Source organism: Nostoc sp., assembly GCF_054880495.1.
On the sequence record NZ_JBTYKD010000186.1, the window covers coordinates 1 to 18,866 of the forward strand.

An 18,866-nucleotide genomic window follows, 5' to 3' on the forward strand; every position below is an offset into this window, starting at 1 on the left:
TGGCGCTAATTGCCATTGGTTTAACCATCTCGTACTTGGTTTGGTTGAGTTTTTCAGGAACCCCTGGCTGATATCAATTTTGGACTTCGGCTTCGACCCTTCGACAGGTGTTACCCTGAGCTTGTCGAAGGGCTCAGGGCAGGCAAGCTCAGTACAAGTCAGTCGAACGATTTTAGATTAAAATTCTTTACCAAAACGGTGTTCTAGGAATCTCAAACAATACTAATAAGTCAAGATTGGTTAGAAAGTTTGACTTTTGGGGAGATTTATGGTTTCAACTTCTTCAATTTTCGGAAAGATTTTCTTGTGGTTCATCAGACCATTTATTTTTGTGTTGGGAAATTTGAAATTTCTCTCACCACTGAATGGTCGAAATCGAATTAAGCGCGTCTTTCCCATCCGAAATCCTATTTTGTGGGTAGTGCTGTTAACATCCCTGCTACTATCTGGCTGTGTGAAGTACGATGTGGGGGTTAACTTTGATAATTCAAATAGTGGCGAAATAGTACAGCATATTAAGTTGGGAGAGCGGTTAACCAGTTTTAGTGGCGATTCTGTATACGAATGGTTAGATAGCATAGAACGCCGCACCCGTCAACTTCAGGGGAAAGTGCAACGAGTTTCCCCTGAAGAAATCATCGTCACAATTCCTTTTAGTAGTGGTAGGGAATTGCAAGAGAAGTTCAACGAATTTTTTAACTCCCGTGCGAATCAAACCTCTGAGACTGTGCAGAGCAAATCTGACTCAGAACTGCCGAAAATTGAATCAAACGTCCTCTTGGAACAGAACAACTTTTTACTTTTAGTCCGAAATCGGTTGATTTATGATTTGGATTTGCGATCGCTGTCTCTAATTGCTAGCAAAGGTAACGTCCTAGCTAATGCTGGTTCAATTCTCGATTTGGAATTTAGTTTGAAGACTCCTTGGGGAGCGAAAAATATTCAACAAACTGAAACGGCAATAGAGCCAGAAAAAAATGGCAATCAACTAGTGTGGAAACTCCAGCCTGGTGAACTAAACCACATAGAAACTGTTTTCTGGCTTCCCAGTCCCCTTGGTATTGGTGCGTTGTTAATTATTCTGTTTGTCTGGGGAGGATTGTACTTGAGATACAATTTCATGCCAGATCCCAGAATTCAGTTTTCTCCCAAAGCAGCAGCAATTCAGCAACAGTAGACTATTCATCTGGTGAACTACCCCGCCGTAAGACGGACGGGGCTTCCCAATTCATTGGGAATAGCCTCAAAAACTCCGTAGTTTTTTTGGTCTGACATTCCCTCCAAGGGCAGGAGTCCTGGTTCCCAAGACCCAAATCTTTTACCCTGAGCGAAGTCAAAGGGTTCTCTTGCGACATATACCTATTAGCTTGGTTTTCGCTTGTGGCATTGATGGTCAAGATATTAAGTATCCTACCAGAAAACCGTGGTCACTGAGCGCGGTCGTTGTGCTCACAATAGCTACCATTAGAGTACATTGAAGGTGGGGACTTCCGCCACACGTTAAATATTGTTAGCAAAGCTGATGTATTCTCCATCGGCTTTTTTACACTTTCCCCAGCTTTTTGTAAAAAGTAGAGAAGCACTGCGGAATGCGGGAGCGATCGCGCCATCCCCCAGAATTAACTGAGGCAATTACCTAGTTTGTAAGTCTCGTCTTCGGTGATTTTGGCATCTCGGACTAGAACAATTAGAAAATCTCGGCAAAGCACTGTTAGATTTTACCAGTCTGGCTGATTTAGATACTTGGTTTAATCAACTGCGATCCAAAGTGCGATCGCCTAAATTATCTACAAAGTGAGCGAGATCAAAACTCCCACGAAATCGTGCCTTGCACAGTGAACGGCTCACCAGGATAAACACGCAAAAGGCTATCAGCAGACTCAAAATAATCCACATTAAACAGATTTCTGAAATTAACCTGTGCGCGGAGCTGTCCTTGTTTATAGAAAATGGCAGCATCAGTACGTAAATAGCTCGGCAACTGAAAGTTATTCTCTAAATCTCCCTGGCGATCGCCTATATAGAATAATCCCAAACCAAAGCCGAGTCCTTTGAGACTACCAGATTGAATTTCATACTTCGTCCACAAATTGAAACTATTTTTTGGTACATTGTTGAGGTAATTATTTAGTGTGTAAGTATTGTCTTTGGTGATTGTGGCATCTGTGTAAGCATAACCTGCAATCACATTCAAACCGGGTAAGATTTCACCCCCAATGTTGAATTCAATACCACGGCTGCGCTGCTCACCTGTTTGAATCGAAAAATCTGGATGATTTGGGTCTTCAGTCAAGACATTGGAGCGAGTCAGATTATAGAAAGCAAGTGTTGTAGAAATTCTCTCATTCAAATCTGCCTTAACCCCGACTTCATACTGCGTGGCACGTTCTGGTTGAAAAAGGCTGCCATCAAAGCTAGTTCCAATCGATGGGGTAAACGAGCGACTGTAGCTGGCATAGAGTGAAATTGGCGGTAAGGGTTGGTAAACAATACCGAAACGAGGGCTAAAGGCATCTCCTGACTGGCTACTTTCGGTGTTTGCTACCAAATCTCCATCCGTCTCTTTAAAGGCATCAAACCGTACACCCAACAGTAACTTCAGATTCTGACTCAGCGCGATCTGATCTTGGATATAAATACCCAAGGCATCTATTAGAGAGGAAGCATTCTGAGGACTCAAACTTGCACCAAGGGATTGGTCATACACTGGGTTAAACAGGTCAATGGGTGCGGCAGCACGACTATTAGGATATAAATATGCATAATCAAATCTACTCAGGTCAAATCCAAACAACAACTGATGCTGGATGGAGCCAGTTGAGAATTTGCCAATGATATCTGTTGCCAGATTGTAAGCCTCGTCATTAAACTGTCCTTGATTAAATATTCGATTTATTGTTCGGTCATCAGGGTCGAGACTAGTAGGGAGCAACGCGCTGGTTTCAAAATGATAAAATGTTGCCCGAAAAGCGTTTTTTAATGACCAGTTGTCACTGAATTTGTGTTCTAAGCTATATCCAATTCTACCAATATCTTCATAAACATAATTGTCATTCCTGTCAGGTCCACTAAGGTTCAGGTTGCGTGGTATTTTCCCATTTGGGTTCGGTAGTAGAGTGCCGACAGCTGGTAGCGATAATCGACTGGTGTCTGCACTGATATACTCTCCTTCCAGACTTAGCTTTGTTCGCTCACCAATTGCAAAACTCAAAACTGGCGCAATGAGTAGATTTTTATCATGAGCAAAATCGATAAAACTGCCTGCATCTTTATAAGACACATTCAGTCGATACAGCCCTGTTTTGTCATCGTTTAAAGGTCCAGACAGATCCACAGCGCCCCGATAATAGCTGTAACTGCCAACCGTTGCTTCAACCGCATAGTAAGGAGTGGCGAGGGGCTGCTTGGTAATCAAGTTGACTGTGCCCCCAGGACTACCATTACCAAACAAAGCCGAAGCCGGACCCTTGAGGACTTCCACTCGCTCTATATTGGAGAGTTCCAGTGAGCGAGCGCCCAGAGGATCTGCCAGACCATTCCTGAGCAGAGTATCACTAGTAGCAAAGCCCCGAATGGTAAATTGACTTGTTTCGCTAGCGCCAGATGATCCATATGATGAAATCACACCGGGAACATTTCTCAAAGCATCGTTCAAGCGGGTGACTTGTTGGTCGCGGATTACCTGTTGCGGTATAACTTGAATTGATTGCGGGATGTCGCGCAAGGGTGTATCGGTTTTGGTCGCAGTGCTGGCATCTGGTACACTGTATCCATCTTGTTCTCCTGTCACCACCAACTCAATTGGCTGATCATCCGGCGCTGATGGTTGCTTCGGCTGAGTTGGGTTTGTTGGCTGCTCTACTTGAGGTGTTGGTTGTGTTTGGGGTGGCTGCTGTGCAATAGATGCAGCAGTTGTCAACCCGAAAATCAAACCTTCATCACTGTCAAATAACTCCACTGTTGGTGAGCTTGCCTCACCGATCACCGTCACCCGGATCGTGTTAGCATCAAAATTTGTTACTGTTATTTCAGTAACTCCCGCAAGTGGTTTTTCGGAACGGAATGTAAACCCATCACCATTGGCTAAACGCAGCTGGGCATTAGGAATATCAGCGATAAAACTATTATCAGCACTGCGATTCTTAATTTGTAATTGTTCCCCTTTGGTAGTTTGTAGAATCACCTCCACACCTTTGGCGGTAGGATTTGCCTTCACTGCCGTCACTTGCACAACTTCACTTGAAGGTGTTGATGATTGAGAAAATAACTCGCTAACATTGCTGGCTGGGCGTTCAATCTCGCTCAGTCGCTTAATTGTTGTAATTCCTGTTGGCTCATTTTGCTGCTCTTGTGCCCGTACAGATTGTGCCATCAACAATGGCAGAAAACTCATCACCAAACACAGCCAAATATTAGACGACAACTCTTGAATCCTCATAATAATTCCCCACACTCCAGTAACCAAAACCCTCTTTATTGAGAGGATTTATGAATAAACTCAAAATTGAGATTAGAGGAATTAGATGAGTCGCGTCTACCCCAATACAGAACTAATCATCGCCAAACAGACTTTTCTCCCAACCGACACTGACTGGGAGAGATACCAAACTTACGTTTAAAAGCAACACTAAAGTGGGTGGGATTGGAGTAACCAGTCATAATTGCCACATCTAACACTGTGCGATTTCCTTCTCTGAGCCAGCGTTTTGCTCGCTCCATGCGTTTGTCTGTCAAGTAACCAAATACGGTAGTATCAAAGAGTCGCTGAAAACCACGTTGAAGGGTGCGATCGCTTACTCCTACCTGTTGTGCTAATTCTAGTAATGATGGTGGATTTTCTAGACGGGAGAGTAAAATTTCTCTTGCTTGATATATCCGCTCCACAGTTCCGGCTCTAAATCGCGGTTGTGGTTGCGGTTCACCTTGGCCAGCTAAGAAGGGGGCAAGTTGCAATGCCATCAACTCTAGCACCTTCGCCTGTAAATACAAACGCTTCGTCATCCCGTGGTAAGGACAGTTGACTATTTGCTGTGCCACTGTCTGTATTGCTGTTGTAGTTTTTGGGTAGAGCAATGTCTGCCACTCGTTACCTTTTGCCAAAAAACGTAGTTGCGGTGGAATTTCTCCGTCCCCTGTAGGAAAAAAGGTTGCCAACAACTCAGGAGGCATACTGAAGCCAATACCCACGTGTGCTTGAGAATCCAAAAAAGCCATCTTTGGTTGAATGCCGCCACCGGAAATGGCTGTGTATCCTTCTCCTATTTGCCCTCCAAATTCATCTATAATTTTTCCCGAAAGACGAACAACAAATTGCAAAGGGTGAACGCATTCACAGCCTGCTTCCAGTACATCATCATAGTATTCGTAGTTAGCAATCCCCAGCCACACTTGGGGATAGACTTCTATGCTTCGCGTATATCCTTGGCCCAGTTGCTGGGGTATTTGACAATAGGATTCAAATGGCTCTGATAAGTTTTGCTGGCTATTCTGTCTAGCTTCTGCCCAAAGCTCTCTTTCCTGTTCCGGCGTTAGGGTAATTGTCATAGCTAGCGATTGGTAGATGGTTATAAATTAATAAGATAAATTATCAATAAATTTATCACGATTTATTCGTAACTATTGTTTGTTCGGAAGACAAAAAAAAAGAGTATAGAACTGAAAAAATAGCAGAAGGGGTTAATATTGCAGGAAAAAAATTGTGTGTCATTGAAGACGTTATTACAACAGGTGGTCAAGTTGTAAAAAGTACAGAAGCGCTGCGGAATGCGGGAGCGATCGCGGACTTGGTAATTTGCGTAATCTGGCGCGGAAGTAAACAAGACAACGGGAACATCTCAATGAGTGTAAAAAGCCTTGTAAAACCTCACCCCAACCCTCTCCGTGGGTTCGGAGAGGGAGCAAGAATCTTGTTTCTCGTCTGGTATATTTGCTTTCACTGAGATGCTCGCTAAGATAACAGCCTTGAAAAAGCTGGTATTCAAAAACTTCCTGTGTTTGACATGGAAGAACTTTCGGCATGGATTGAATTATCTTGAAGCCCACAGTTACAATATTTTTGAACAACGACCCTAAAAATACTTAGCCAATCAGGAGATATTTTGGTGGTAAACATCCTACATATTGATTCCAGCCCCCGTGCTGATCGATCGCACTCCAGAGAACTATCTAAGGAATTCGCCAGTGGTTGGAAAGCAGCACATCCCGAAGATGCGATCGCCTACCGAGATTTGGGGCATTACCCAGTTCCTCACGTTGATGAACCTTGGATTGCAGGATCATTTTCACCACCAGAAACCCATACCCCAGAATTAACTCAGGCACTTAGAATTTCTGAGGAGCTGATTGATGAGTTTTTGGCTGCCGATCGCTACGTCTTTGCAGTGCCAATGTATAACTTTAATATACCTTCCACCTTCAAGGCTTACATAGACCAAATCGTTCGCCCTAACCGGACTTTTGCTATAGATACTCAAGGCGGTTATAGAGGGTTAGTTGAGGGTAAAAAGGCAGTTGTCATCACAGCTCGCGGCGGTGACTTTAGGGCGACATCTCCTTACGCTGCCTATGACTTCCAAGAACCATACCTGCGGGCGATTTTCGGTTTTATTGGGCTTACAGACATTCAATTTATCAACGCTAATAGCTTGAATGAAGGTGATGCAGCCCGTACCCAATCTCTATCAGAAGCACGGGCAGCAATTCAAGGTGCGATCGCTCAGTGGTAAGAGAGAGGGGAAGTAAGAATTTTAGATTTTAGATTTTGGATTAAAGAATTGAAATTTAATCCAAAATCTAAAATCCAAAATCCAAAATTGAATTGCCCAATGCCCAAGTCTTCTTATGGTGACAATCGTTCAATTTTCCAAGTGCCATTCTCTAAACGGCTATAGAGCAAGCGATCGTGCAGACGGCTAGGGCGTCCTTGCCAAAACTCAATTTTTGTGGGGATCACTCGTAAACCTCCCCAATGAGGCGGTCGAGAAATCTCCTCATTTTCATATTTGCTTTTAAACTCCTGCAAGCGTTGCTCCAAGACTTCTCGGCTTTCTATCACCTCGCTTTGATTAGATACCCACGCACCCAGGCGACTGCTGGCAGGGCGACTGTGAAAATACTGATCCGACTCAGTTTCAGAAACTTTCTCCACATACCCCGTAATTCGGACTTGACGCTCCAGTTCTGCCCACCAGAAGACTAAAGCCGCCTGGGGATTTTCTGCTAGTTCTTGTCCTTTGTGACTGTTGTAATTGGTGAAGAAGGCAAAGCCCCGTTGATCAAAATCCTTCAGCAGCACCATTCTAGCTAAAGGCTTACCGTCTAGTGTGGCAGTGGCAATGGTCATGGCATTGGGTTCAGTAAGTTGCGCTGCTAGTGCCTGATCGAACCATTTTTTAAATTGGATAAAAGGATTAAGGTCTACTTCGAGTTCACTCAAACCTTCTAAGGTATAGTCTTTGCGAAGGTCAGCTACGGTCTTATCCATTATGATTTGGTTTCTTGCTATCAGATACGCTTATAATTGTCTTTGTTAAAAATATCTATGATGATAATCAGCATAAGCAAGAATTTTAAAAATTCTTTCAAGAAATATCTAAAATAAGTTGCATAAGATGCGCCGTTCCTCCCTTCAACGTTTGTTAATTTATGGTCTGAGCGGTCCAATAATCGCTCTCAATGTCTGGCTGCTGTCTGTGCTTTTTCGCTATTTCCAGCATCCCATTACCGTCTTGAGCATTGCGGCGATTTTGGCTTTTCTCCTAAATTATCCGGTTAAGTTCTTTGAACGTGCCCGGATTACCCGCACTCAGGCGGTGATTATAGTTTTACTTGCAACATTAACGCTATTTGGGATTCTGGGTGTCACCCTAGTACCGTTGATCATTGACCAAACAATCCAACTCTTAAAGAATATCCCTGATTGGTTAGGCGCGAGTCAAGCAAACCTAGAGCAGTTTGAGATGCTGGCAAAACAACGACGTTTGCCAATTGATCTGAGGGTTGTGAGCAGTCAAATTAATGCCAACATTCAAAATCTAGTGCAACAGCTAGCTTCTGGTGCAGTGGGATTTGCTGGAACACTGCTGTCAGGATTACTTGACTTAGTGTTAGTCATCGTGCTTGCATTTTATATGCTTTTATATGGCGATCGCGTCTGGCATGGTCTGATCAATCTTTTGCCCTCTCATATTGCAGATCCTCTCGGCAAATCCTTACGCCTAAATTTCCAGAACTTCTTCCTCAGTCAGTTGTTGCTAGGACTATTCATGGTGCTAACCCTGACGCCAATTTTCTTAATCATGAAGGTGCCGTTTGCCCTGTTGTTTGCCATATTAATTGGTATTTCAGAACTCATTCCCTTTATCGGGGCGTCTCTCGGCATTGCTCTGGTGACGATTTTAGTACTGTTACAAAATTGGTGGTTAGCAGTTCAAGTTGCGATCACGGCAATTCTCATGCAGCAGGTTAAAGATAACCTGTTAGCTCCCAGGTTACTCGGCAACTTTATTGGACTGAATCCTATCTGGATTTTTGTGTCTATTTTGATGGGATTTGAGATTGCTGGGTTGTTGGGGACACTTGTTGCTGTTCCCATTGCTGGTACTATTAAAGGCACTTTCGATGCGCTCAAGAGCGGCAAGCCGAGTGACTTGGTATCAACTGTCACTATTGCCCATGATCCCCCCCGTGATTAAGGAGGCAGGGGAGTAAGAATTTTAGATTTTGGATTTTGGATTTTGGATTAAATTTCAATTCTTTAATCCAAAAGCGTTCGACTGAGCGCTCACGCCGAAGTCTAAGATCTAAAATTGAATTGCCCAAGTCAAAAGTTGCACAATCTGATCTCACAATTGACAATGGTGATTGATTACAAATTTCCGAGGATACTGCAGCAGACAATGGCTGAGTGAACTACTCCGCCGTAAGACGGACGTAGCTCTCCCAATTCATCGGGAATAGCCTCCAGAAGTCCGTAGTACTAGAAAGTCTGACATTCCCTCCTCTTGTCAGGAGTCCTGGTTCCAAAGACGCAAATCTTTTACCCTGAGCGAAGTCGCTGGCGTTCGCGTTAGCGTCTCTGAAAGAGAAGCCTCTCATTGGCGCAGCCTCTCGTTGGCGCAGCCTCTCGAAGAGAAGAGAAGAGAAGGGTTCTCTTGCAACATATACCTATAAGAAAAGGTTTTCGCTTATGGCATTAATGGTCAAGACCAAATAATTTTATCATAAAAACAAGTAGGATTCGTCATCCATAACCGTATTTATATTTGCTAATGCAAAAAAACAATACGCCTATGCAATCCTGACTTCGTGACGCTTCTCTACGAGAGGCTCCGCCAACGCGAACACCCCCCGCTCCCTATCCCTACCTTATGAGTACAGTGAAGGTGGGGACTTCCGCGACACCTTAAAAAAAGTGTAACCAAATTTATAGAGTACACGCTTTGCCAATAGTCAATGACTTTAGTGTTGAATTTACGCTTTTTTGATTCTGATTAATTAACTTAAAACCCATTGATGGAAGCTTCCGATCTGTTAGAAACAATCACACTTCTGATTTACCAAGCCCAGCAGGGGGAAATTGATCCTTGGGATGTCCAAGTGATTGAGGTGATTGACCGTTATTTAGAACTGATGGCACCGGAGGGAATAGTCCGAGGCTATGAAGCGGACTTGTCTCAATCTGGACAGGCATTTTTGTCAGCATCAATGCTGGTATTATTCAAAGCTAATACTTTGATGCAATTGTCAACAGTAGGAAATGCACAGGATGGTGTAGAAGATGATGCTCTATTAGAAGATGAAGACGGTGTATCACATCAGGGTCATCGTCTACCATTAGAACAGCAATTGCGGCGTCGTCGAGCGGCAATGCCGCCACCAAAGCGCCGGGTGACTCTGCAAGAGTTAATCAAGCAATTGCAAATCATGGCGAACCAACTGAAACTAGTAGAAAAAGTCAGCAAACCTATCCGTCCTAGACGTCAGCCTAGCATCCAAAGCATGCGGGAGGCGATGGAGTTAGCTCACCAGGAAAATCTGACAGAAGTCGCTGGGGAACTAGAGCAGGTGTTGAATTTGTCGGCAAGTGAATTAAGTTTAGAAAAAAATTGGTTAAATTTAGAAGAACTTGTAGAGTTGTGGACCCAGACAAAGCTTCTCAACCAAAATGGCTCTGGACATGAGTCTAAAGACAGTCAACTAGTTAGCGTTTTCTGGGCGCTACTACTACTCTCGGCTCAATCGAAAGTAGAGCTATTTCAAGAAGAATTTTACCATGAAATAAAAATTCGCTTACTTAGAGATTCAGCTAACTCCTGCAAACCTCTTGAGCAGCCAATGAACTAAGAAAGCCAAAACTAGCTCTACAGATAATTTAGAGATTTTTGCTTCCGCCCCAAAATCCGAGTAAATTGAAAAGATAAGCGATCGCTTGTCATCTAAGTATACCTATGGTTGCAACAACCACTATATTCCTGTTATCCCTGTTTTGAGAGATAACTTAGAGCAGAAATAAAAACTGATGATTAGCTTATCACTCGATGAAAGTAAACTGGCTAGTGGTTAAGGAATAAATTTTTATGAAAGCGATGATTCTCGCGGCTGGTAAGGGTACTCGCGTGCGTCCGATTACTTATACAATTCCCAAACCGATGATTCCCATCCTGCAAAAGCCAGTGATGGAGTTCTTGCTAGAACTGTTACGCCGTCATGGATTTGACCAGATTATGGTCAACGTTAGTCATTTGGCTGAAGAAATAGAAAACTATTTTCGTGACGGCCAACGGTTTGGGGTACAGATTGCCTATTCCTTTGAAGGGAAAATTGATGACCAGGGGAAACTTGAGGGAGAAGCAATTGGTTCAGCTGGAGGGATGCGCCGCATTCAAGACTTCTCACCGTTTTTTGATGATACCTTTGTGGTTTTGTGCGGTGATGCTTTGATTGACTTGGATTTAACTGCGGCGGTTAAATGGCATAAAGCTAAAGGTGCGATCGCTACTATTATTACGAAATCTGTCCCCAAGGAAGAAGTTTCTAGCTACGGCGTAGTTGTAACTGACGAAGATAGTCGTGTCAAAGCTTTCCAAGAAAAACCTTCAACTGAAGAAGCCCTCAGCACCAACATCAACACAGGTATTTACATCTTTGAGCCAGAGGTTTTTAACTATATACCCTCTGGTATCGAATATGACATTGGTAGCCAATTATTTCCCAAATTGGTAGAAATCAAAGCCCCTTTCTACGCCATCCCTATGGACTTTGAATGGGTAGATATTGGTAAAGTCCCAGATTATTGGCGGGCGATTCGCGGTGTACTGCTGGGTGAAATCAAAAATGTGCAAATCCCCGGTCATGAAGTCGCCCCTGGCATTTATACTGGCCTAAATGTCGCGATAAATTGGGACAAAGTGGATATTACAGGCCCAGTTTACATTGGTGGTATGACGAGAATCGAAGACGGAGCTAAAATTGTCGGCCCAGCGATGATTGGCCCCAATTGCTGGATATGTAGTGGCGCAACAGTAGATAACAGCGTGATTTTTGAATGGTCGCGCCTGGGACCCGGAGTCCGATTAGTCGATAAGCTGGTATTTGGACGTTATTGTGTAGATAAAACTGGGGCTGCGATCGATGTTCAAGCTGCTGCTTTAGACTGGCTGATTACCGATGCTCGTCAGACAGTGCCATCACATACCCCTGTTGAGCGACAAGCGATAGAGGAATTGTTGGGGACAAATGTAAATTAGGGAATGGGGCATGGGGCATGGGGAGTAGGAATTTTAGATTTTAGATTTTAGATTTTGGATTAAAGAATTGATATTTAATCCAAAATCCAAAATTGAATTGCCCAATCCTAACTATTTAGATACGTATATCTTCTGAGACTTTGCTCGTAGGTTTGTAGCAATCGCTGGGATTCCGCTAGGGTGATCCGCTTTTCTTCTAATGCTTTCTCGCAACGCTGGCGAATTTTTTCCACCATATCTTCGGAGTCATACTGGACGTAGCTCACTACTTCGCTCATGGTGTCACCTTTGACAACGTGTTCAATCTGATAGCCTTTGGGCGTTAATTGGATGTGAACGGCGTTGGTGTCGCCAAATAGGTTATGTAAATTGCCCATGATTTCCTGGTAAGCTCCATTCAAGAACATCCCCAAATAATAGGGTTCTCCGGGCTTGTAGGTGTGTAATTCTAAAACCGACTTGACATCGCGCAGGTCAATAAAGCGGTCGATTTTACCATCACTATCGCAGGTGAGGTCTGCTAAAATTCCCCTACGGGTTGGTTCTTCATCCAAGCGGTGGATTGGCATAATCGGGAATAGCTGATCGATCGCCCAGCAATCTGGTGCTGATTGAAACACTGACATATTCACGTAGTAAATGGAAGCCATAATTTTCTCTAGGTCTTCCAGTTCATCGGGTACGTATTCTTGCTGTCTAGTGATATTAAGAATTTTCTGACAACAAGCCCAGTAGAGGCGTTCGGCTTTGGCTCGTTCTCTGAGGCGTAAAATTCCTAAGTTGAAGCGGCTGATCGCTTCTTCTTTAAATTGTGCAGCGTCGTGATATAACTCTTGGTAATTTTCTTGGTTGATCGATTGGTAGCTTTCCCAAAGATAATTAATAATTGGGGATTCTCCCTCTTGCGGAGGCTCTGGTGTGTCGAGAGGGACATCGCTAGTACTGAGAACATCAAAGATCAGTAGCGACTGATGGGAAGCGAGCGCTCGTCCACTTTCACTAATCAGTGTTGGTACGGCAATCTGCCGTTCGGCACAGGTATCTTTTAACTCTGCTACGATGTCGTTGGCATAGTTTTGCATATTGTAATTTTTTGATGCATAAAAGTTGGTTTGGGAACCATCGTAATCTACGCCCAAGCCACCACCAACATCAAGGTATTTCATATCCGCCCCCAGCATCGACAATTCTACATAAATGCGGCTGGCTTCTTGGATGGCATCTTTAATCACATTAATGGCAGAGATTTGGGAGCCGATGTGGAAGTGCATCAGCTGCAAAGAATCTAGGAGGTTAGCTTCCCGTAACTTGTCAACAGCCTCGATTATCTCAGGCATTGTCAAACCAAACTTAGCGCGATCGCCACTAGAGGCTCCCCAACGTCCCATACCTTGAGTACTGAGTTTAGCACGAACACCTAATATCGGCTGAATACCTAACTGGCGATTGGCATCAATCACCAAATCAACCTCTTCAATCTGTTCTAAGACGATGATTGGTGTTTGCCCTAGTCTTTGGGCTAACATTGCCGTTTCGATGTATTCTCGGTCTTTGTAGCCGTTGCAAACTAACAATGCTCCTGGTGTATCCAAGACAGCCAGAGCAATCATTAATTCTGGCTTGGAACCTGCTTCTAAACCAAATTGATGAGGCTTGCCAAATTTGACTAAATCTTCAATCAAATGCCGCTCTTGATTGCACTTGACGGGAAACACGCCACGGTAAACGCCAGGGTAATTGTAGCGGGCGATCGCTTTATTAAAACAAGCGTTCAACCGCTCAATCCGGTCTTCCAAAATATCGGAAAAGCGAATCAACATCGGAAGTCCCAAGTTGCGCTGTTTCATGGCGTTGACCAATTCAAACAAGTCTAAAGAACCCCCGCGATCGCCCTTGGGTGAAACGGTGACGTGACCAGCAGCGCTAATGGAAAAATAAGGTTGTCCCCAACCTTCAATCCGGTATAACGCTTCGCTATCCTCGATTTTCCAGGAGCGAGGTAAATCTCCTGTGGTAGTACTAGGTGGTAATAGTTTTTTTTGCTTCTGATTTTTCACTTCAAATTTTTGTCCATTGGACGGTACTGGTACCACCTCGTCAGATGTAGCAGTTGAATCAACACCCATTTCTTCCTGACCTCTGTTTTTCACCCACAAATTAACAATTTAGCGCATTCATTTGGGAACGTATATGCACCTAAAGATAATTTCTGAGATAAACTCTGATTGGTCATTAGTCATTGGTCATTAGTGCCAAACCCTTAGACTCATGACAGAGGACGAAGAATAAATGACAAATAACAAACAGACAAGTCTGTAGCTTGCTTCCCCGTTCGCGTGGTCACTGAGCAGTTCGACAGGTCTTACCCTGAGCTTGCCGAAGGGCTCACTGTGCCACCTTGCCGTACCACTTCGTGGAAGCAAGCTACGCGCAGCGCGATGCCCTGAGCTTGCCGTACTCCACAGGAGTTGCAAGCTACGCGCAGCGTCTCGTAGAGAAGTGCAGTATCCCGTAAGGAAGGGGTACGGGGACAATTGACTAAATAAAAATTCATTAACTTTTTGGAGGTAGCAATGGAACGCACATTCTTAGCAATTAAGCCTGATGGAGTAGAACGTGGACTGGTGGGGGAAATTATCCGTCGCTTTGAAACTAAAGGTTTTACCCTAGTTGGTTTAAAGTTCCTGAAAGTCAGTCAGGAATTGGCCAAACAACACTATGATGTTCACCGTGAACGTCCCTTTTTTGCTGGACTAGTCGAATTTATCACTTCTAGCCCAGTGGTGGCGATGGTATGGGAAGGTGATGGCGTTATTGCATCTGCCAGAAAGATTATTGGTGCGACAAACCCCTTAACAGCAGAGCCAGGAACGATTCGCGGCGATTTTGGACTGAATATTGGTCGCAACTTAATCCACGGTTCTGATGCTCAAGAAACCGCGCAAGGGGAAATAGCCCTTTGGTTTAAGGATGAAGAATTAGTCAATTGGCAACCACACTTAACGCCTTGGTTGCACGAGTAAAACATTAGGGAATGGGGAGTGGGGGGAGTAAATAAACAATTATTATTCATTCCTCATCTGCCTCATTCCCTCATCTCACTTCGAGACTTCGCTCTTTTCTGGTTCTACTTGGGGCAATTGGGTGCCAACACGCTTGGAAAATCCCCAGCCTAAAATCAGGAAGATCGCCGGAATCATTATCCATTCTGGTGGAACTAAACTATCGTTCACCACTTTTAACAACAAGCGCAAGCCCACTAAGGCGACAGTTACATAGCCTGCATCTTCTAGGTTTTCATATTCGTCTAGCCAACGGATAAACAATCCCGCCATGAATCGCAGCGTAATAATGCCAACTGTTGCACCCGTCAGCACCAGCCATTTTTCTTGAGAAACTGCGATCGCAGTTGTCACGCTATCCAAAGAAAATGCCAAATCTGTAAATGCAATCACGGGTATCGCTTGCAACAACGAACTAAAACGTGGACCGTGATGATGATCGTCTTCACTTTGTTGAGAGCTAAAGTGTTGGAATACCAACCACAGCAGGTAAGCAGCGCCCAATAATTCAAATTGCCAGAATTGTTGTACCCAGGTGGCAGTTAAAATCAGGGTAATTCGCAACACATAGGCAACGACTAAACCAAAGTTGAGGGCCTTACGCTCAAGTTCTTTGTCTTCCAGCCCTTGAGCGATCGCAGCCAGAGCGATCGCATTGTCGGCAGATAACACCGCCTCTAAAAATATCAGGATCAGCAGAACTATCGGGGCTTCAAGGCTGACATGAAAGTTGAGGTAATCAAAAATTTGGTCTAGCATTCCAGGTTTCTCAAGCAGAAAAAATTAAAATTTGGCAGTCACAGAGATTTTCATATTAAAAAGCGCAATAAATTGCTACTCTAATCCAGCTTAACGTGGTTGTGGTGGATTTTGAAGAGGGTTGAATGTATGCGATCGCATTGCTACTTAAATATTTTTAGTAATACTTAATACATTAAAAGCTAAAATATCTTACTTAATGAATGCGATCGTAATGGACTGCCGTCATTTCGCTTCTAGAATTAGCTTATGAGAACAAAAATATGGTAAGAATTTATGGATAACACACTTCTACAACGCATCACTCATAATCCAAATATCTGCTACGGTAAACCCTGTATTCGAGGACTTCGTTATCCAGTTGAGTTTATTTTAGAATTGCTCAGTTCTGGTATGAGTACTGAAGAAATATTGAAAGATTATGACGATTTAGAATTTAAAGATATTTTGGCTGTCTTCTTATTTGCTGCGGCTCTAGCTTCCCGTTCCAGATATTCAATTTCTCTTTTCCACTGCTCAAGACTGTTTTTTCGCTGTTGCAATTGATCTGCTGTAGGGTTTCTCGAAGGCTGGGTATTTGGATTAGGCAGAATTCCATAATTTTTAAGCCAAGTGGGGGTAAATTCCTGCACCTGCCAAAGATAAACATGATCGTGCTTATCACCACCCAGACAGCGAATCCGTTGGGAGCATGTCAACTTTGCTAGAACAAAAGAACTAAACAGGTTCTAAAGCTGGACATTAAGATAAGCACAGCGATGCTTGAGAACTTGAGGGACATTAGATTCATCCCATTGTGCTCCAGATATTTTTAGTCGCCGATCTATCTGTTTGAGAGTAGACTCGATGGCACCAGACCCAATAGAACAAATACCTTCGGTTTGATAATAGTCATAATTGACAATTCGATGTCGATGAGTTTCTAAATACTGGCAAAAATTTTGAGCTTTTTTACCTTTAAGTGAAGAGATGAGAGCGAGAGTTTCATCAACTTTTCCTTGCCAAAGAAAACTTTCCGCAGCTTTGAGTCGCTTGAGAGAACCACCAACTTTATGTAGATTTTCAATCAGATGAAACCAATCTAAAATCTCCCGTCTTTCTCCTGGACAATTAAATTGTCGAATTATTTTCCATATCCCTGGATGTCCATCACCTAAACAGGTTAATGGTTCTGCCAACTGTTGTTTATTTACCCAATCAATTAAAGCTTCATTTTCGCCTAATTTCGCTACCTTTATTTCTTGGTTTATGCAGATAGCTTTATAGTCTTTCCAGATGCATGGTTCTCCTTTTTCTTCTGTCCTAAGCCTCACCTTACCTCCATCCAGGCTAATTTCTTCTATTTCTTGTTCGCATCCTATTTCGGGAAAATTATACCGATGAACGATTCTTTGTTGTGTGCTAGCAGAAATAGACATCCCGGTATATTTATGAATATCTTTTGCCGCATTTTCATAGGAGACATTTGCACTTGCTCTCAAGCAACATTGTTCTAAGTAAGGACTTATTTTCTGATTTTTCTCTAGTTTTAACTTTCGTGCTTGTTTTTCACTGATTGGCAATTCTCCAATAATACTTTTAATTGTTCTTACTCTTCCCGATGAAGTTCCTGTTGCTTCTTTGAGAAAAAAAAACCTAATTCTGGCGTAATGTATTCTAGAGTTTGCGCTCTGATTGTTTTTTCAATTCCAGCTAGGCTCTCTAATTCTTTAGTCTCTGCTTCTTGATACAGAATTTTTGCTATGGCTTGAAGATGTTTCTGGATTTTTTTCTGATTAGCTGGTTCCATTGTTGTTGTGAAAATTGATTTCTTCCTATATTTTCATTAGTTTTGCCACTATTCATTCAATAGTTCATATGTTCTAACAAAGTTGACATGCTCCCCTAGGACAGATGGATACTTTATAAGTATGAACTTACTATCTTGTTGTCTGAATCCACTAGAGTCATCAGTTCCTAGATGGTCTTTTAACCAAGGACTATCCTTTTCTAAAAGTTTGACATTTTTACCCTTTTTCAAATTATTCAAAAATTTAATTCCGGCTTCAGTTGTGCCACACTCTGAACGCCAATACTGCCATAATGTGCAAAGTTCGATAATAATTGCAATTATTAACACAAAAGCAATTGTCCAATGAAAAGGTTCGTTATGCCAAATAATTTTCCAAACTTTTGCTATTTCCACAAATTACCTTCTCTGATTTATGTTGATTAAACGTTTTTGAATTGCGCTAATTCTTTATCCGTAAGAACTTCTTTAGCTCTCCGCATTGGGAGATGTTCCGCATAGTGGCGGTCTTCTATAGGTTCCCGGAGACGTAAGCTGTAAAGTGGTTCACCTTCTGATTCTTTATCCTCAATTAAATAAACCTGTTCTGGTGCATAGCTTCGCAACAAACGTACTTGCAAACAGGTTTTTAAATCCCGCGAAGAAATAGATAGGGGTGAATCTTGTCCAAATAATTCACAAGCTACTTTCCAAGCGTGATTAACCGCCACAATCTCCTTAACTAATTTCTCCACAGAGGGGTACAAAAGTTCCGCAGTTTCATCAATCAATGCTTTTGACCTACTTGCCTGAGATTCGATAGGTTTATTGTTCCCAAACATGGAAGCTTATTTAACTTTTTTTGCTAAAGTTATAAAGTAATTTTTGATGTCAAACTGCTCTTTAGGCGGTGAAAAGGTGTATGATATATCATGGCTTTCGTCAGGCACAGAAAACCTGAAATAATGCGTTACGCTAACGCGGTAACACACTCTACACCTATAGCGGTTTTATACTTAATATTTTCCAGGTTATGCCAGAGAAAAAGCAAACAAAGCCTGCTTATGCAGGCTTTGTTTATAAACCATTGATTTTTAGTCTAGAGGAAGACCAAAAACTAAATTCTCCATTATTAAGTAGGGTGTGTTAGCCCAGAAATTTTGTTAAATTACCCAAAAAGTGAGTTGAACCAGAAGCTAAACGAGTCAAGAACACCTACAAGAACTGATGAATCAAACGAAAGACCTCTCAAATGAGGCACGGCTGAGGTTAATTAGCTACCTGCTGGCAGAAGTGAAGGGAGCAAATGAGTCAACAAGAGAACCAGCGATCGCTCGAATCCGTAAACGTTGGGAGATATTGCCGATTCAATGGAGCAGTCAAGTGCAAGAGTGGAAGGAACAAGGCTCTAAAGGGGATAATATGTATCAATCTCAAGCTTTTAGTCAGGATTTTTTAGTGGTATTTAATTTGCTAATGATGCTCAATGAAACCAACTAATGAACAAGCAATTGAATTATTCAAGGTGTG

At 42.8% G+C, this 18,866-nt stretch carries 19 protein-coding genes and 1 pseudogene; 10 read left to right on the top strand and 10 right to left on the bottom strand.

Going from position 1 to position 18,866, the window contains the following annotated elements; translation table 11 throughout:
* Both ACYTXL_RS18025 and ACYTXL_RS18030 read left to right on the top strand, forming a co-directional pair.
* Positions 1-181: hypothetical protein (locus ACYTXL_RS18025; RefSeq protein ID WP_461925940.1), on the top strand; the 181-nt coding region annotated here is incomplete at its 5' end.
* 87 nt (positions 182-268) lie between these two features.
* Positions 269-1,177, top strand: a complete 909-nt coding sequence (locus tag ACYTXL_RS18030; protein ID WP_461925941.1) for a DUF3153 domain-containing protein — start codon at positions 269-271, stop codon at positions 1,175-1,177.
* A 323-nt stretch (positions 1,178-1,500) separates the two neighbouring features.
* On the opposite strand, the gene ACYTXL_RS18035 is transcribed toward ACYTXL_RS18030, so the two are convergent.
* Positions 1,501-1,632 carry a hypothetical protein gene (locus ACYTXL_RS18035; protein ID WP_461925942.1) on the bottom strand — a complete coding sequence of 44 codons (132 nt, stop codon included), beginning with the start codon at positions 1,630-1,632 and terminating at the stop codon, positions 1,501-1,503.
* 40 nt (positions 1,633-1,672) lie between these two features.
* On the opposite strand from ACYTXL_RS18035, the pseudogene ACYTXL_RS18040 reads away from it, so the two are divergent.
* Positions 1,673-1,798 (top strand): annotated as a pseudogene (locus ACYTXL_RS18040) (DUF4351 domain-containing protein); the annotation flags it as partial.
* 6 nt (positions 1,799-1,804) lie between these two features.
* On the opposite strand, the gene ACYTXL_RS18045 reads toward ACYTXL_RS18040, so the two are convergent.
* Both ACYTXL_RS18045 and ACYTXL_RS18050 read right to left on the bottom strand, forming a co-directional pair.
* Complete coding sequence (locus tag ACYTXL_RS18045; RefSeq protein ID WP_461925943.1) at positions 1,805-4,438, bottom strand: TonB-dependent siderophore receptor; 2,634 nt, start codon at positions 4,436-4,438, stop codon at positions 1,805-1,807.
* A 116-nt stretch (positions 4,439-4,554) separates the two neighbouring features.
* Positions 4,555-5,544, bottom strand: a complete 990-nt coding sequence (locus tag ACYTXL_RS18050; RefSeq protein WP_461925944.1) for a helix-turn-helix domain-containing protein — start codon at positions 5,542-5,544, stop codon at positions 4,555-4,557.
* 557 nt (positions 5,545-6,101) lie between these two features.
* Between ACYTXL_RS18050 and ACYTXL_RS18055 the strand changes: the two genes are divergently transcribed.
* Positions 6,102-6,725, top strand: coding sequence for an FMN-dependent NADH-azoreductase (locus ACYTXL_RS18055; protein WP_461925945.1), 624 nt, complete (start codon positions 6,102-6,104; stop codon positions 6,723-6,725).
* Between the two features lie 113 nt (positions 6,726-6,838).
* Here the strand turns inward: ACYTXL_RS18055 and pdxH are convergent, their stop codons facing one another.
* Positions 6,839-7,483, bottom strand: coding sequence for a pyridoxamine 5'-phosphate oxidase (gene pdxH, locus ACYTXL_RS18060; protein ID WP_461925946.1), 645 nt, complete (start codon positions 7,481-7,483; stop codon positions 6,839-6,841).
* Positions 7,484-7,610: 127 nt separating this feature from the next.
* Between pdxH and ACYTXL_RS18065 the strand changes: the two genes are divergently transcribed.
* The 3 genes from ACYTXL_RS18065 to ACYTXL_RS18075 all read left to right on the top strand — a co-directional run bounded on the left by ACYTXL_RS18065 (position 7,611) and on the right by ACYTXL_RS18075 (position 11,747).
* Positions 7,611-8,693, top strand: coding sequence for an AI-2E family transporter (locus tag ACYTXL_RS18065; RefSeq protein ID WP_461925947.1), 1,083 nt, complete (start codon positions 7,611-7,613; stop codon positions 8,691-8,693).
* Between the two features lie 820 nt (positions 8,694-9,513).
* On the top strand, positions 9,514-10,344 hold the full coding sequence (locus ACYTXL_RS18070) for a segregation/condensation protein A (RefSeq protein WP_461925977.1): 831 nt from the start codon (positions 9,514-9,516) through the stop codon (positions 10,342-10,344).
* A 233-nt stretch (positions 10,345-10,577) separates the two neighbouring features.
* Positions 10,578-11,747: a sugar phosphate nucleotidyltransferase gene (locus ACYTXL_RS18075; RefSeq protein ID WP_461925948.1), complete on the top strand. Its 1,170-nt coding sequence runs from the start codon at positions 10,578-10,580 to the stop codon at positions 11,745-11,747.
* A 107-nt stretch (positions 11,748-11,854) separates the two neighbouring features.
* Here ACYTXL_RS18075 and speA read toward each other — a convergent pair whose 3' ends face one another.
* Together speA and ACYTXL_RS18085 are read right to left on the bottom strand one after the other, a co-directional pair.
* Complete coding sequence (speA, locus tag ACYTXL_RS18080; protein ID WP_461925978.1) at positions 11,855-13,873, bottom strand: biosynthetic arginine decarboxylase; 2,019 nt, start codon at positions 13,871-13,873, stop codon at positions 11,855-11,857.
* Positions 13,874-14,109: 236 nt separating this feature from the next.
* Positions 14,110-14,301, bottom strand: a complete 192-nt coding sequence (locus ACYTXL_RS18085; protein ID WP_461925949.1) for a hypothetical protein — start codon at positions 14,299-14,301, stop codon at positions 14,110-14,112.
* A 19-nt stretch (positions 14,302-14,320) separates the two neighbouring features.
* Here ACYTXL_RS18085 and ndk point away from each other — a divergent pair, with 19 nt between their 5' ends.
* Entirely contained in the window at positions 14,321-14,770 is a 450-nt protein-coding gene (gene ndk, locus ACYTXL_RS18090) for a nucleoside-diphosphate kinase (RefSeq protein ID WP_461925950.1), read from the top strand.
* A gap of 75 nt (positions 14,771-14,845) precedes the next feature.
* Here the strand turns inward: ndk and ACYTXL_RS18095 are convergent, their stop codons facing one another.
* A complete protein-coding gene (locus ACYTXL_RS18095; RefSeq protein ID WP_461925951.1) occupies positions 14,846-15,568 on the bottom strand; it encodes a TerC family protein in 723 nt (240 codons plus the stop codon).
* Between the two features lie 276 nt (positions 15,569-15,844).
* Here ACYTXL_RS18095 and ACYTXL_RS18100 point away from each other — a divergent pair, with 276 nt between their 5' ends.
* Complete coding sequence (locus ACYTXL_RS18100; protein ID WP_461925952.1) at positions 15,845-16,114, top strand: DUF433 domain-containing protein; 270 nt, start codon at positions 15,845-15,847, stop codon at positions 16,112-16,114.
* Positions 16,115-16,296: 182 nt separating this feature from the next.
* Here ACYTXL_RS18100 and ACYTXL_RS18105 read toward each other — a convergent pair.
* The 3 genes from ACYTXL_RS18105 to ACYTXL_RS18115 all read right to left on the bottom strand — a co-directional run bounded on the left by ACYTXL_RS18105 (position 16,297) and on the right by ACYTXL_RS18115 (position 18,178).
* Positions 16,297-17,357 (bottom strand): ISKra4 family transposase gene (locus ACYTXL_RS18105; RefSeq protein ID WP_461925953.1). Its coding sequence is split into 2 segments (ribosomal slippage): positions 16,297-17,201 and positions 17,201-17,357, totalling 1,062 coding nucleotides; the frame shifts between segments, so codons are not numbered across the junction.
* A 48-nt stretch (positions 17,358-17,405) separates the two neighbouring features.
* Positions 17,406-17,753 (bottom strand): hypothetical protein, encoded by a 348-nt coding sequence (locus tag ACYTXL_RS18110; protein WP_461925954.1) that lies wholly within the window; start codon positions 17,751-17,753, stop codon positions 17,406-17,408.
* A gap of 26 nt (positions 17,754-17,779) precedes the next feature.
* Entirely contained in the window at positions 17,780-18,178 is a 399-nt protein-coding gene (locus ACYTXL_RS18115) for a hypothetical protein (protein WP_461925955.1), read from the bottom strand.
* Between the two features lie 385 nt (positions 18,179-18,563).
* Between ACYTXL_RS18115 and ACYTXL_RS18120 the strand changes: the two genes are divergently transcribed.
* On the top strand, positions 18,564-18,836 hold the full coding sequence (locus tag ACYTXL_RS18120) for a hypothetical protein (RefSeq protein ID WP_461925956.1): 273 nt from the start codon (positions 18,564-18,566) through the stop codon (positions 18,834-18,836).
* Positions 18,837-18,866 lie beyond the last annotated feature (30 nt).